The organism is Enterobacter cloacae complex sp. P40C2 (assembly GCF_014930695.1).
GTDB classification, from domain to species: Bacteria; Pseudomonadota; Gammaproteobacteria; order Enterobacterales; family Enterobacteriaceae; genus Enterobacter; species Enterobacter pasteurii.
On the sequence record NZ_JADBRP010000001.1, the window covers coordinates 464,058 to 476,563 of the forward strand.

Genomic DNA, 12,506 nt, shown 5'->3' on the forward strand with positions numbered 1-12,506 from the left:
CAACAGTCCCGAGGAACGCCCATGAGTATGTCATCCATACCTTCGCATTCCCCATCCGGTAAGCTCTATGGCTGGGTGGAAAGGATCGGCAATAAAGTGCCGCACCCTTTCCTGCTTTTTATCTATCTGATTGTAATTTTGATGGTCGCGACTGCCGTGCTGTCGGCCTTTGATGTCAGCGTGCGCAGCCCGGCCGACGGCAGCATGGTGGCGGTAAAAAACCTGCTCAGCGTTGAAGGGCTGCACTGGTTTTTACCGAACGTAATTAAAAACTTCAGCGGATTTGCCCCCCTGGGCGCCATTCTGGCGCTGGTGCTGGGAGCGGGACTGGCCGAACGCGTGGGCCTGCTGCCCGCGCTGATGGTGAAGATGGCCTCTCACGTCAGCGCGCGCTACGCCAGCTACATGGTGCTGTTTATCGCCTTTTTCAGCCATATCTCGTCCGACGCCGCGCTGGTGATCATGCCGCCGATGGGGGCGCTGATTTTCCTCGCCGTTGGCCGCCACCCTGTTGCAGGGCTGCTGTCGGCGATAGCGGGCGTGGGCTGCGGGTTTACCGCTAACCTGCTGATCGTCACCACCGACGTGCTGCTTTCCGGCATCAGCACCGAGGCCGCCAAAACCATCGACGCCGCCGTGCACGTCAGCGTGATCGACAACTGGTACTTTATGGCCAGCTCGGTCATTGTCCTGACGATTGTCGGCGGGCTGATTACCGATAAAATCATCGAGCCGCGCTTAGGGAAATGGGAAGGCCGTAGCGATGAAAAGCTTGAGACGCTGAGCAAAGAGCAGCAGTTTGGCCTGCGCGTCGCGGGGTTCGTCTCGCTGGCGTTTATCGCGGCGGTGGCGCTAATGGTGGTACCGGAAAACGGCGTGCTTCGCGACCCGGTTAAGCACACCGTTCTGCCTTCGCCCTTCATTCAGGGCATTGTGCCGCTGATTATCCTCTTCTTCTTTGTCGTTTCGCTCGCGTACGGCATCGCCACCGGCAAAATACGCCGACAGGGGGATCTGCCGCATCTGATGATCGAGCCGATGAAAGAGATGGCCGGGTTCATTGTGATGGTGTTTCCGCTAGCGCAGTTCGTGGCTATGTTTAACTGGAGCAACATGGGCAAGTTTATGGCCGTTAGCCTGACGGACGCGCTGGAGGCGGCGGGGTTAAGCGGCGTTCCGGCGTTTGTTGGCCTGGCGCTGCTGTCATCCCTGCTGTGCATGTTTATTGCCAGCGGTTCGGCCATCTGGTCAATTCTGGCCCCCATCTTTGTACCGATGTTTATGATGCTGGGCTTCCACCCGGCGTTCGCCCAGATCCTGTTCCGCGTCGCCGACTCGTCGGTGATCCCGCTGGCGCCCGTCTCCCCCTTCGTGCCGCTGTTTTTGGGCTTCCTGCAACGCTACAGGCCGGAGGCGAGACTGGGTACCTACTATTCGCTGGTCTTGCCCTATCCGCTTATCTTTTTAGGGGTATGGCTGGTGATGCTGGTGGCATGGTATCTTGTCGGCCTGCCGATTGGGCCGGGTATTTACCCGAGGCTGAACTGAAGGAATATTGATGCTGAGATTACTCGAAGACAAGATTGCGACGCCGCTGGGTCCGCTGTGGGTTATCGCGGATGAAGCGTTCAATCTGCGCGCCGTTGAATGGGAAGAACACAGCGACCGGATGGTTGAGCTGCTCAACATCCATTATCGCGCCCAGGGTTACGAGCGCATCGCCGCCAGCAATCCGGGCGGGCTAAGCGATAAGCTGACGGCCTACTTCGAAGGCGATCTCGGCATCATTACTACCCTGCCAACCGCTACGGCGGGAACCCCTTTTCAGCGCGAGGTGTGGCAGGCGCTGCGTAATATCCCCTGTGGCCAGGTGATGCATTATGGTCAGCTGGCAGAGCAGCTTGGCCGTGCCGGCGCGGCGCGCGCGGTGGGTGCGGCAAACGGCTCTAACCCGGTCAGCATTGTCGTGCCTTGCCACCGCGTCATTGGACGCAACGGCACCATGACCGGCTATGCCGGGGGGGTGCAGCGCAAGGAGTGGCTGCTGCGTCATGAAGGGTATCTGCTGCTGTAGATCCCAGGCTTTTAGTGCTTAATTTTCTTCCGGTTAGGCCAGTAATCCTTAATCATTCTGTGGAATTTCAATGAGATGGCAACACGTTGCCGTCTCTTGTCGCTATTGGGGGTTTGCCAGGCTTACGTACTTACCAAAAAGATGTTAAAATTGACCAATATCAATTAAGGCTTGAGCAAACCTATGATCCCGGAAAAGCGAATTATACGACGCATTCAGTCTGGCGGTTGTGCTATCCATTGCCAGGATTGCAGCATCAGCCAGCTCTGTATCCCGTTTACCCTGAATGAGCACGAACTCGATCAGCTTGACAACATTATCGAGCGCAAAAAGCCTATTCAGAAAGGGCAGACGCTGTTTAAGGCGGGAGACGAACTGAAATCGCTCTATGCTATCCGTTCTGGCACCATCAAAAGCTACACCATCACCGAACAGGGCGACGAGCAGATCACCGGCTTCCACCTGGCGGGCGACCTGGTAGGCTTTGACGCCATCGGCACAGGCCATCACCCGAGCTTTGCTCAGGCGCTGGAAACCTCTATGGTCTGCGAAATCCCGTTTGAGACGCTGGACGATCTCTCCGGTAAGATGCCGAACCTGCGTCAGCAGATGATGCGTCTGATGAGCGGTGAGATCAAGGGCGATCAGGATATGATCCTGCTGCTTTCCAAGAAGAATGCAGAAGAGCGTCTGGCCGCCTTTATCTATAACCTCTCCCGCCGTTTCGCGGAACGTGGTTTCTCGCCGCGCGAATTCCGTCTGACCATGACGCGTGGCGATATCGGTAACTATCTGGGCCTGACCGTGGAAACCATCAGCCGTCTGCTGGGTCGTTTCCAGAAGAGCGGCATGCTGGCGGTTAAAGGTAAGTACATCACCATCGAAAATGGCGAAGCGCTGGCGGTTCTGGCCGGTCACTCCCGCAACGTGGCATAACCCTCCCGGATAACGAATGCCAGGTCGATAAATTTTCGTAATTATTGATCTGGCAAAAACTTCCCCCCTGTTTCATTCAAGATATATAGGTTACTCTTTTACTTACAGACTGTGGTGACAGTAGTAAGGAGACCTGTATGGCAAAGTATCAAAACATGCTGGTGGCTATCGATCCTAACCAGGACGATCAGCCGGCATTACGACGTGCTGTGTATTTACATCAACGGATTGGTGGCAAAATTAAAGCGTTTTTGCCGATTTATGACTTCTCATACGAGATGACCACCCTTCTGTCGCCTGACGAGCGTACCGCTATGCGTCAGGGAGTGATCGGCCAGCGTACCGCGTGGATCCGCGAGCAGGCGAAATATTACCTGGAAGCGGGCGTACCTATCGATATTAAAGTGGTCTGGCACAACAGGCCTTTCGAAGCCATCATCCAGGAAGTGGTGGCCGGCGGGCATGACCTGCTGCTGAAAATGGCGCACCAGCACGACAAGCTGGAATCCGTTATCTTCACCCCAACCGACTGGCACCTGCTGCGCAAATGCCCTTGCCCGGTATGGATGGTGAAAGATCAGCCGTGGCCCGAGGGCGGCAAAGCCGTCGTGGCGGTCAACCTGGCCAGCGAAGAGGATTATCACAATTCGCTGAACGAGAAGCTGGTGAAGGAGACCCTTCAGCTTGCCGACCAGGTAAACCACACCGAAGTGCATCTGGTGGGGGCGTATCCGGTTACGCCAATCAATATCGCCATCGAACTGCCTGAATTTGATCCGAGCGTGTATAACGACGCGATTCGCGGCCAGCATCTGCTGGCTATGAAGGCGCTGCGCCAGAAATTCAGCATTGACGAGAACATGACCCACGTAGAAAAAGGGTTACCGGAAGAGGTTATTCCGGATCTGGCGGAACATTTGCAGGCCGGGATTGTGGTGCTGGGCACCATCGGTCGTACCGGTATTTCTGCCGCGTTCCTGGGGAATACCGCCGAGCAGGTCATCGACCATCTGCGCTGCGACCTGTTGGTCATTAAACCGGACCAGTACCAGACGCCGGTTGAACTGGACGATGAGGAAGACGATTAATCCAGAAATAGAAAGCCCGCCGGTAAGGCGGGCTTTTTTTATTGCGCTTCGCTCACGCGTTGCGGTGGCGCCTCGTCGCCAGCATTCATCCAGGGCGCGTGCAGAACCATGCTCGGCAGCGCCAGCCTGATCTCCAGCTGGTTTAGCCCTTCCAGAATACGGATATTGATCTCCTGCTGAATATCCATGTACTTGTTGTAATCTGCCGTATTGACGATATGGACAACCTCGAAGGTCAGGCGATCGCGATCGAAGCCCAGGAAATGGGCGCGGTCAAACTTCGTTTCGCCGACGTCCGTGATGATCTGCTTCACCATTTCGCCCACGGAGCGCAGCTTGTCCGGCGCCGTGTCGCTGGCCACGCCGAAGGTAAAGACGATCCGCCGCGTCTGCATTCGCTTATAGTTATGCAGCGTCTGTTGCAGCAGAATGGCGTTCCCGCAGACAATCTGCTCCCCGCTCAGGCTGCGGATGCGGGTGGTTTTCAGGCCAATATGCTCTACCGTCCCCGCCACGTCGTTGAACACCACAAAATCGCCAATCTCGAACGGCTTGTCAAAGCCGATGGAAAGGGATGCAAAGACATCGCTCAGGATCGTTTGCACCGCGAGGGCGATAGCGATACCCCCTACCCCAAGGCTGGCAACCAGAGCAGTGATGTTGACGCCCGCGTTAGCAAGAATAGACAGCAGCATCACTGACCAGACGATGGCACGGAGGATAAGCCCCGTGATCACCAGCGTAACCGGGTTTTTATGGCTTCCCGGCGCCAGCATGACGTGACGAAGCCACGACACAACCCCCTGATCCATCCACAGCGCCACCTGGATCGCGAAGACCAGGAACCAGGCGTGGCTCACGGTGCCAAAAAGACGATCGGGTAAGTCAACGAAACGCAGGCTGAAGAGCAGCGCCACCACAAAAAGCAGGAAGCGGCTGGTGCGGTTAAGCATATCCGTCAGGATAAAGCGCATCCGGTTAGTGGTTGGGTGCTTGTCGCCCCAGGTGGTGATGCCTTTCTTAACGAACGCGATCAGGCGCGTCAGCAGCCAGTACACCAGCAGCGTCACAAAGACAACCGTGGCGACACCAATCCAGAACGCTGGCGTCATCATCAGCTCTATGATGTCGAAGCGGGACAAAAATTGCATTACACCTCCTCGTATTACACAAAGGGTAAAGTATAGACAGAGGAGAAACGCTGGCCGCAGAAATAAGAAAACCGCCCCGAAGAGCGGTTTGTCAGGATGACGCTGAATTACAGCGCTTTCAGAATCGCATCCACGCTGGCCTTGGCGTCGCCAAACAGCATGTGGGTGTTTTCCTTGAAGAAAAGCGGGTTCTGAACGCCAGCATAGCCGGTGTTCATGGAGCGCTTGAAGACAATCACGTTCTGCGCTTTCCACACTTCCAGAACGGGCATGCCCGCAATCGGGCTACGCGGATCGTCCTGTGCCGCCGGGTTAACGGTGTCGTTGGCGCCAATGACCAGCACGGTGTCAGTATCGGCGAAATCATCGTTGATCTCGTCCATCTCCAGCACGATGTCGTAAGGCACTTTCGCTTCCGCCAGCAGCACGTTCATGTGGCCCGGCAGACGCCCCGCCACCGGGTGAATACCAAAGCGAACCTTGATCCCGCGCGCGCGCAGCTTCTCGGTGATTTCCGCCACCGGATACTGCGCCTGCGCCACCGCCATGCCGTAGCCCGGGGTGATGATGACGGAATGCGAGTTTTTCAGCATCTCGGCGGTCTCTTCCGCGCCGATCTCGCGGTGCTCGCCCACTTCCTCATCAGAGCCGGTAGAGGAGCCGTCCGTGCCGAAGCCACCGGCGATGACGCTGATAAACGAACGGTTCATCGCCTTACACATGATGTAAGACAGGATCGCACCGGAAGAGCCCACCAGCGCACCGGTGACAATCAGCAGGTCGTTGCTCAGCATGAAGCCAGCCGCCGCCGCTGCCCAACCGGAGTAGGAGTTCAGCATGGAAACCACCACCGGCATGTCGGCCCCGCCGATAGAGGCCACCAGATGCCAGCCGAACGCCAGCGCGATGATGGTCATCACCAGGAGAGCCAGCACCTGCAGGCCTACGCTTTCGGTACGAACGAAGACAACCAGCAGCACAAAGGACACCACCAGCGCCGCGAGGTTCAGCTTGTGGCGGTTAGGCAGCATCAGCGGCTTAGACGAAATCTTCCCGCGCAGTTTGCCAAACGCCACGATCGACCCGGTGAAGGTGACCGCACCGATGAAGATGCCGAGGAACACTTCGGTGAGATGAATATTAACCAGAATCGGCTCCAGGCCCGGTTCGTGGTACAGGTAGCTGTTAAAGCCCACCAGCACCGCCGCCAGCCCCACGAAGCTGTGCAGGATCGCAACCAGCTCCGGCATCTCGGTCATTTCAACGCGTTTCGCCAGGCGAATACCGATCGCGCCGCCGATGATCATCGCCACCAGGATCCACGCCACGTTGCCGGTGTCCGGCCCGAAGATGGTGGCAATCAGCGCAATCGCCATCCCGGCGATACCAAAGTTATTTCCCTGCTGAGACGTTTCGTGCTTGGAAAGTCCCGCCAGACTGAAAATAAACAGGATTGCAGCAACAATGTATGCGGCTGTAACTAATCCTCCAGACATATGCTACCCCTTAGCCTTTACGAAACATTTTCAGCATGCGCTGAGTCACGGTGAAGCCACCGAAAATATTGATACTGGCGATCAGCACCGCAATAAAGCTCAGGAAGCTGATCCAGCCGCCGTGACCAATCTGCAGCAATGCCCCCACCACGATAATCCCGGAGATGGCGTTGGTAACCGACATCAGCGGCGTATGCAGCGCATGAGAGACGTTCCACACGACGTAGTAACCCACCACGCAGGAGAGCGCAAAGACGGTGAAGTGGCCGAGGAACTCTTTTGGCGCAACGTCCGCCAGCCAGCCGAACAGGATGATGACCAGCGCCATGATGGCGTATTTACGCCACGGTGAGGCAGGCTTCGCAGGCTCAACTGGCTCGGGCGCCGCTTTCGGGGCCGCCTGCGGCTGAGCGGAAACCTGGATCGGCGGTGCAGGCCAGGTGATTTCCCCTTCACGCACCACGGTCACGCCGCGCACCACCACATCGTCAAAATCAACGGTGATGTTGCCGTCTTTCTCTTTGCAGAGCAGCTTCAGCAGGTTAACGAGGTTAGTGCCGTACAGCTGAGAGGACTGGGTTGGCAGACGCCCCGGCAGGTCGGTATAACCGATCACCTTCACGCCGTTAGCGGTTGTAGTAACCTGGTTTGGCACGGTGTATTCACAGTTACCGCCGTTTTGCGCCGCCAGATCGACGATGACGCTGCCCGGCTGCATGGAATCGACCATTTCGCGGGTGATCAGCTTCGGTGCCGGTTTACCCGGAATCAGCGCGGTGGTGACAATAATGTCCACCTCTTTCGCCTGCGCGGCGAAAAGCGCCATTTCCGCTTTGATAAACGCTTCAGACATGACCTTCGCGTAACCATCACCGCTGCCCGCTTCTTCCTTGAAGTCCAGCTCGAGGAACTCGGCGCCCATACTCTGCACCTGCTCCTTCACTTCCGGGCGGGTGTCAAACGCGCGGACGATAGCGCCCAGGCTGTTTGCCGCACCGATAGCCGCCAGGCCGGCCACGCCGGCACCAATCACCATCACTTTTGCAGGCGGCACTTTACCTGCCGCGGTGATCTGACCGGTAAAGAAGCGACCAAACTCATGGGCAGCTTCGACAATCGCGCGATAGCCAGCGATGTTCGCCATAGAGCTCAGCGCATCCAGAGACTGCGCGCGCGAAATACGCGGCACGGAGTCCATCGCCATCACGGTGACGCCGCGTGCCGCCAGCTTCTCCATCAGCTCCGGGTTTTGCGCTGGCCAGACAAAGCTCACCAGCGTGGTGCCGGCGTTCAGCAGTTCAATTTCACTCTCTTCCGGTGCGTTTACCTTCAGAATAATGGGTGATTGCCAGACCTCAGCACCGTCCACAACGTCCGCGCCAGCCTGAATAAAGGCCTCGTCGTCGAAACTTGCCAGTTTGCCTGCGCCGCTTTCAATCGCGACGGTGAACCCCAGCTTAAGCAGTTGCTCCACCGTTTTCGGTGTTGCCGCTACGCGGGTTTCATTGGCTAACCGTTCTTTTGGTACCCCAATACGCATAGTTTTCCCTTCCATCGGTTTTTGATGATGGTTTGTCGATAATTGCCCGCGGCTAGCTTCATTTTTCGCCAGTACCATAACGGCGAAGCATGATTAACCCCGGAAAATAAAACAGTAACAAACTTTCTATAACCTACTGAAAATAGCGCCCGCGATCTACCGCCAGAAAACACTATTTCTTACTTTATCTGTGAAAAATAAGCGATCGGGGTCACTGACAGAGATATTTACCTTTATTTCACCTTCATGACCGATAATTCGCGCAAGCGGAGCGGTAAAAACATGATATAGCGCCATAAGAGAACAACTTATTAACATTAAATTAACTTGTAAAAGTCATATGCTTTATCAGTTTTGCTTGTCAAACGCCTGTTTTTTCCACATATCACTAAATGTTATCGAATCAGGCGCTTCGGTGAGCACAGGCTGTGAAAAATGGCGCAGACAGCGACGGGTGTTCAATGCCATAATCGGGACCGTCTCAAATTAACAACAATACCAGTACATGGTTTGCGCAAGGCGAAGGATTATTTTTATGAAGCTTAAGAACACACTCCTGGCGTCCGCACTTCTTTCCGCGACCGCCCTGTCCGCGAATGCCGCGACGGAGTTAACGCCGGAGCAAGCGGCAGCGTTAAAACCTTTTGACCAGACGGTCATTGTGGGCCGCTTTAACTCCATCGGCGACGGCGTTGCCGCCGCTTCTAAAGCCGCCGATAAAAAAGGCGCGGCTGCGTTTTACGTGCTCGATCAATCCGATCAGGGCAACAGCGGCAACCAGCGCGTGACCATTGCGCTGTACAAAGATAACGCCCCTAAGGCAGATGAGCAGAAAAACCGCGTGATTAACGGCATCGTTGAGCTGCCGAAAGATCAGGCCGTTCAGCTGGAACCGTACGACACCGTCACCGTTCAGGGCTTCTACCGCAGCCAGCCAGAAGTTAACGATGTCATCACCAAAGCCGCGCGTGAAAAAGGCGCTTACGCTTTCTATATCGTGCGCCAGGTTGATGCCAACCAGGGCGGCAACCAGCGCATTACCGCGTTCATCTATAAGCAGGATGCGAAAAAGCGCGTAGTACAAAGCCCGGATGCCATTCCTGCGAATTCTGAAGCCGGACGTGCGGCGTTAGCGAAGGGCGGTGAAGAAGCGAAGAAAGTTGAAATTCCGGGCGTAGCAACCTCTGCTGCACCAAGCGCTGAGGTGGGTCGTTTCTTTGAGACACAATCCACGAAGGGTGGCCGTTACACCGTCACGTTACCGGACGGCACTAAAATTGAAGAGCTGAACAAAGCCACTGCTGCGCAGATGGTTCCGTTCGACAGCATCAAGTTTACCGGCAACTACGGCAACATGACCGAGATCTCCTATCAGGTGGCGAAGCGCGCTGCGAAGAAAGGCGCGAAGTACTATCACATTACCCGCCAGTGGCAGGAGCGTGGTAACAACATGACCATCAGCGCCGATCTGTATAAGTAACAAAACGGTTTCACAAAGGCGGCACCGTGCCGCCTTTTTTGTTACTTTTTTTCTGATTTCTGCCACACGTCATTGCATGCATCCGTGACACTCCGTAAAATCCCGCGCCTTAGTGTGATCCACCATTTTTATGCGCCTTAGCGAAATAATTATTCTGGGTTTGGACGTTTCATAACAGGAAGCCAATGGAAAAGAAACTTGGCCTGAGTGCTTTAACTGCACTCGTATTGAGCTCAATGCTGGGCGCGGGCGTATTCAGTTTGCCGCAGAATATGGCGGCCGTAGCCAGCCCTGCCGCGCTGCTGATCGGCTGGGGCATAACCGGTGCCGGAATTTTGCTGCTGGCGTTCGCCATGCTGCTGCTGACCCGCATCCGACCGGATCTGGACGGCGGCATATTCACCTACGCGCGCGAAGGCTTCGGCGAGCTGATTGGCTTCTGCTCCGCCTGGGGTTACTGGCTGTGCGCGGTGATCGCCAACGTCTCCTATCTGGTTATTGTCTTCTCGGCGCTCAGTTTCTTTACCGATACGCCCGAGCTGCGCCTGTTTGGCGACGGCAATACGTGGCAGTCCATCGTCGGCGCCTCGGTACTGCTGTGGATCGTTCACTGGCTGATTTTACGCGGCGTCCAGACCGCTGCCAGCATCAACCTGGTGGCGACGCTGGCCAAGCTGGTGCCGCTTGGCCTGTTCGTCGTGCTGGCCTTTCTGGCCTTCCGACTGGACGTGTTTAACCTCGACTTCAGCGGGCTTGCGCTGGGGGTTCCCGTCTGGGAGCAGGTAAAAAATACCATGCTGATCACCCTGTGGGTGTTCATCGGCGTAGAAGGTGCCGTCGTGGTCTCCGCGCGAGCGCGTAACAAGCGCGACGTGGGACGCGCCACGCTGCTGGCCGTGCTGGCGGCGCTGGGCGTTTATCTGCTGGTGACGCTGCTGTCGCTCGGCGTGGTGGCACGCCCTGAGCTGGCTGAAATGCGCAACCCGTCGATGGCCGGGCTGATGGTGAAAATGATGGGCCCGTGGGGCGACGTAATTATCGCGGCGGGTCTGATTGTCTCCGTCTGCGGAGCGTACCTGAGCTGGACCATTATGGCCGCGGAAGTCCCGTTCCTGGCCGCCACCCACAAGGCGTTCCCGCGACTGTTTGCGCGTCAGAATAAAAACAGCGCGCCTTCCGCCTCGCTGTGGCTCACCAACATCAGCGTACAGGTCTGTCTGGTGCTGATCTGGCTCACAGGTTCAGACTATAACACGCTGCTGACCATCGCCTCCGAGATGATTCTGGTACCCTATTTCTTAGTGGGCGCATATCTGTTAAAAATTGCGACCCGTCCGGCACACTATGCGGTGGGCGTCGGCGCCTGTATTTACGGGTTATGGTTGTTGTATGCTTCCGGGCCGATGCATCTGCTGCTGTCCGTGGTGCTGTACGCGCCAGGCCTGCTGGTGTTCATCTATGCTCGCCGCACGCATCAGCTGGAGAATGCCCTTCAGCGCCGCGAAATGGTGTTGATAGGTATGCTGTTAGTCGCTGCCGTACCGGCAACGTGGATGTTAATGGGATAGCGCCGCCTGTCCCATTGTTGAACTGAAAAGGAGAATACGATGGGACATACGCAGCAACGCCCAATACTAATCACTGGCGCAGGCCGCCGCATCGGCCTCGCCCTCGCCCATCACTTCCTCAATCTTCGCCATCCGGTCATTGTCAGTTACCGCACGGAATATCCCTCGATTGAAGGGCTGAGAAACGCCGGAGCCGTATGCATTCAGGCGGATTTTTCGACGGATGAGGGCATCCTCGCCTTTGCGGAAGCAGTGAAATCGACCACCAGCGGGCTGAGGGCGGTTATTCATAACGCCAGCACCTGGCTTCCTGAAAAAGCAGGCCACTCGCTCAGCGAAACGCTCGCCTGCATGATGCAAATCCACGTTAATGCCCCCTACTTGCTCAACCATGCCCTGCAGGATCTGCTGCGCGGGCACGGCCATGCCGCGGGCGACATCATCCACTTCACCGATTACGTGGTGGAGCGAGGAAGCGACAAGCACATCGCCTACGCGGCCAGCAAAGCTGCCCTGGATAACATGACGCGATCGTTTGCACGCAGGCTGGCGCCCGAGGTAAAGGTCAACGCAATTGCGCCGGCAATGATTTTGTTCAACGAGGGCGACGACGCGGAATATCGTCAGCAGGCGCTCAACAAGTCGTTAATGAAAATTGCGCCCGGCGAGAAAGAGATTATCGACCTGATCGACTATCTGCTGACCAGCTGTTACGTCACCGGCCGAACCTTTGCCGTGGACGGAGGCCGTCCGCTGCGCTAGTGAAAGCGGCTCCAGAAGAAGATCAGCACCCAGGCGCTGAGGCTCCAGCAGACCACCGCTCCGCCCAGCGCCAGGGGCAGACGCAGAAAGCCGGTGAAGTACCACAACGACAGCAGATAGATAAAATACGGAATAATCGACCACATCCCGAAGACGATGGTGGCGCGCAGCGCCTCAATACCCCGCTCGGAGGCCACAATATAGTGGGCGATCAGCGCAAAGGTCGGGAAAAGCGGAATCAGCCCGGCAATGTAGTAATTTTTGGTTTTAGCCAGCACACCAATCAGCAGCACCACCAGCGCGCCAAGCGCGGCTTTTATCACCAGCCCCATGCTTTTTCCCTTTAACAATCAAATAACAATGTTACGCAGAATAACGGAACTCTGGCTAATTGAGAAAGATTAATGGAAG

General features: G+C 56.4%; 11 protein-coding genes. 7 read left to right on the forward strand and 4 right to left on the reverse strand.

Going from position 1 to position 12,506, the window contains the following annotated elements; all coding sequences use genetic code 11:
• Positions 1–21: 21 nt before the first annotated feature.
• From abgT to uspE, 4 genes are all read left to right on the forward strand, one after another.
• Positions 22–1,548: a p-aminobenzoyl-glutamate transporter gene (gene abgT / locus IM304_RS02180; RefSeq protein WP_193356175.1), complete on the forward strand. Its 1,527-nt coding sequence runs from the start codon at positions 22–24 to the stop codon at positions 1,546–1,548.
• Between the two features lie 10 nt (positions 1,549–1,558).
• Entirely contained in the window at positions 1,559–2,074 is a 516-nt protein-coding gene (ogt, locus tag IM304_RS02185; RefSeq protein ID WP_176610483.1) for a methylated-DNA--[protein]-cysteine S-methyltransferase, read from the forward strand.
• Positions 2,075–2,257: 183 nt separating this feature from the next.
• A complete protein-coding gene (gene fnr / locus IM304_RS02190) occupies positions 2,258–3,010 on the forward strand; it encodes a fumarate/nitrate reduction transcriptional regulator Fnr (RefSeq protein WP_014070017.1) in 753 nt (250 codons plus the stop codon).
• Positions 3,011–3,147: 137 nt separating this feature from the next.
• Positions 3,148–4,098 (forward strand): universal stress protein UspE, encoded by a 951-nt coding sequence (uspE, locus tag IM304_RS02195; protein WP_148418830.1) that lies wholly within the window; start codon positions 3,148–3,150, stop codon positions 4,096–4,098.
• Positions 4,099–4,136: 38 nt separating this feature from the next.
• Here uspE and IM304_RS02200 read toward each other — a convergent pair whose 3' ends face one another.
• The 3 genes from IM304_RS02200 to pntA all read right to left on the reverse strand — a co-directional run bounded on the left by IM304_RS02200 (position 4,137) and on the right by pntA (position 8,285).
• A complete protein-coding gene (locus IM304_RS02200; protein ID WP_193356176.1) occupies positions 4,137–5,249 on the reverse strand; it encodes a mechanosensitive ion channel family protein in 1,113 nt (370 codons plus the stop codon).
• A gap of 107 nt (positions 5,250–5,356) precedes the next feature.
• Entirely contained in the window at positions 5,357–6,745 is a 1,389-nt protein-coding gene (pntB, locus tag IM304_RS02205; RefSeq protein WP_148418834.1) for a Re/Si-specific NAD(P)(+) transhydrogenase subunit beta, read from the reverse strand.
• Between the two features lie 10 nt (positions 6,746–6,755).
• On the reverse strand, positions 6,756–8,285 hold the full coding sequence (gene pntA / locus IM304_RS02210) for a Re/Si-specific NAD(P)(+) transhydrogenase subunit alpha (protein ID WP_032673495.1): 1,530 nt from the start codon (positions 8,283–8,285) through the stop codon (positions 6,756–6,758).
• A 535-nt stretch (positions 8,286–8,820) separates the two neighbouring features.
• Between pntA and ydgH the strand changes: the two genes are divergently transcribed.
• The 3 genes from ydgH (at position 8,821) to folM (ending at position 12,095) form a co-directional block, all read left to right on the forward strand.
• Positions 8,821–9,765 (forward strand): DUF1471 family protein YdgH, encoded by a 945-nt coding sequence (gene ydgH / locus IM304_RS02215; protein WP_193356177.1) that lies wholly within the window; start codon positions 8,821–8,823, stop codon positions 9,763–9,765.
• 185 nt (positions 9,766–9,950) lie between these two features.
• Entirely contained in the window at positions 9,951–11,333 is a 1,383-nt protein-coding gene (locus IM304_RS02220; protein ID WP_193356178.1) for an amino acid permease, read from the forward strand.
• Positions 11,334–11,372: 39 nt separating this feature from the next.
• Positions 11,373–12,095 carry a dihydromonapterin reductase gene (folM, locus tag IM304_RS02225; RefSeq protein ID WP_193356179.1) on the forward strand — a complete coding sequence of 241 codons (723 nt, stop codon included), beginning with the start codon at positions 11,373–11,375 and terminating at the stop codon, positions 12,093–12,095.
• Here the strand turns inward: folM and IM304_RS02230 are convergent.
• On the reverse strand, positions 12,092–12,427 hold the full coding sequence (locus IM304_RS02230) for a GlpM family protein (RefSeq protein WP_032670034.1): 336 nt from the start codon (positions 12,425–12,427) through the stop codon (positions 12,092–12,094). The genes folM and IM304_RS02230 overlap by 4 nt on opposite strands.
• Positions 12,428–12,506: the final 79 nt, after the last annotated feature.

Excerpts from the sequence above, each read along its gene's own strand:
- abgT (WP_193356175.1), top strand. The coding sequence starts at position 22 with ATGAGTATGTCATCCATACCTTCGCATTCCCCATCCGGTAAGCTCTAT.
- ogt (WP_176610483.1), top strand. The coding sequence starts at position 1,559 with ATGCTGAGATTACTCGAAGACAAGATTGCGACGCCGCTGGGTCCGCTG.
- fnr (WP_014070017.1), top strand. The coding sequence starts at position 2,258 with ATGATCCCGGAAAAGCGAATTATACGACGCATTCAGTCTGGCGGTTGT.
- uspE (WP_148418830.1), top strand. The coding sequence starts at position 3,148 with ATGGCAAAGTATCAAAACATGCTGGTGGCTATCGATCCTAACCAGGAC.
- IM304_RS02200 (WP_193356176.1), bottom strand. The coding sequence starts at position 5,249 with ATGCAATTTTTGTCCCGCTTCGACATCATAGAGCTGATGATGACGCCA.
- pntB (WP_148418834.1), bottom strand. The coding sequence starts at position 6,745 with ATGTCTGGAGGATTAGTTACAGCCGCATACATTGTTGCTGCAATCCTG.
- pntA (WP_032673495.1), bottom strand. The coding sequence starts at position 8,285 with ATGCGTATTGGGGTACCAAAAGAACGGTTAGCCAATGAAACCCGCGTA.
- ydgH (WP_193356177.1), top strand. The coding sequence starts at position 8,821 with ATGAAGCTTAAGAACACACTCCTGGCGTCCGCACTTCTTTCCGCGACC.
- IM304_RS02220 (WP_193356178.1), top strand. The coding sequence starts at position 9,951 with ATGGAAAAGAAACTTGGCCTGAGTGCTTTAACTGCACTCGTATTGAGC.
- folM (WP_193356179.1), top strand. The coding sequence starts at position 11,373 with ATGGGACATACGCAGCAACGCCCAATACTAATCACTGGCGCAGGCCGC.
- IM304_RS02230 (WP_032670034.1), bottom strand. The coding sequence starts at position 12,427 with ATGGGGCTGGTGATAAAAGCCGCGCTTGGCGCGCTGGTGGTGCTGCTG.